This window comes from Pseudomonas sp. NPDC087346 (assembly GCF_044744235.1).
Lineage (GTDB): Bacteria > Pseudomonadota > Gammaproteobacteria > Pseudomonadales > Pseudomonadaceae > Aquipseudomonas.
This window is the reverse complement of sequence record NZ_JBIUXX010000157.1, coordinates 1-932: the sequence shown is the minus strand read 5'-3', so window position 1 is coordinate 932 and position 932 is coordinate 1. Positions and strand designations below refer to the sequence as shown.

Sequence of the window (932 nt, the reverse complement as noted above, 5' to 3'; positions counted from 1 at the left end):
GCCCCCCCCCCCCCCCCCGCCCCCCCGCCGCCCCCCCCCCCCGCCCGCCCCCCCCCCCCGGCGGGGTGCCGATCAGCAACCAGGTCAGGCCGATCAGGCTGCCGATGGTCAGTACGCAGATCCACGTACTCCAGAAAGTGGTCATGGCCGGGTACTCCTTGTTTCAGGTGCTTGGGTTGTTTCAGAAGCGTGGACAGCGTCGGGTTGTGGCTCGTCGGCGAACGGCAGCAGGCGCGCTTCGGCGAATTCCGGCGTGCGCTTGCGGTTGAACACCCACAGGGTCAGGCCGACGAAAGCCACGAACACCACGACCGTGCCGAGGCCGCGAATCATGCCTGCACTCATATCAATGACCATGGCTCACCTCTTGCTCTTGATCGCAGTGCCGAGCACTTGCAGGTAGGAGACGAGGGCGTCCATCTCGGTCTTGCCCTTGAGGCTGGCCACCGCGCCGCTGATGTCGTCGTCGGTGTACGGCACGCCGAGGGTGCGCATCACGTTGAGCTTGGTTTCGGTGTGGCTGCTATCGAGTTGCTGGGTGACCAGCCATGGGTAGGCCGGCATCTTCGACTCCGGCACCACGTTGCGCGGGTTGTACAAATGCGCGCGGTGCCAGTCATCCGAATAGCGCGCGCCGACCCGGGCGAGGTCCGGCCCGGTACGCTTGGAACCCCACAGGAACGGGTGATCCCAGACGCTTTCACCGGCCACCGAGTAGTGCCCGTAACGTTCGGTTTCAGCGCGGAACGGACGGATCATCTGCGAGTGGCAGCCGACGCAGCCTTCGCGGATGTAGATGTCGCGGCCTTCCAGTTGCAGCGCGGTGTAAGGCTTCATGCCCTCCACCGGCTTGTTGGTCACGTCCTGAAAGAACAGCGGGACGATCTGGGTCAGGCCGCCGATGCTCACGGCGAACACCATCAGCAACATCA

2 protein-coding genes are annotated in these 932 nt (G+C 65.1%); both read right to left on the bottom strand.

Features of this window, described 5'->3' with window-relative positions:
• Nucleotides 1–141: 141 nt before the first annotated feature.
• On the bottom strand, nucleotides 142–357 hold the full coding sequence (locus ACIOZM_RS31700) for a cbb3-type cytochrome oxidase subunit 3 (RefSeq protein WP_401221598.1): 216 nt from the start codon (nucleotides 355–357) through the stop codon (nucleotides 142–144).
• Between the two features lie 3 nt (nucleotides 358–360).
• Nucleotides 361–930: a cytochrome-c oxidase, cbb3-type subunit II gene (ccoO, locus tag ACIOZM_RS31695; protein WP_401221595.1), complete on the bottom strand. Its 570-nt coding sequence runs from the start codon at nucleotides 928–930 to the stop codon at nucleotides 361–363.
• Nucleotides 931–932 lie beyond the last annotated feature (2 nt).

Excerpts from the sequence above, each read along its gene's own strand:
- ACIOZM_RS31700 (WP_401221598.1), bottom strand. The coding sequence starts at position 357 with ATGGTCATTGATATGAGTGCAGGCATGATTCGCGGCCTCGGCACGGTC.
- ccoO (WP_401221595.1), bottom strand. The coding sequence starts at position 930 with ATGTTGCTGATGGTGTTCGCCGTGAGCATCGGCGGCCTGACCCAGATC.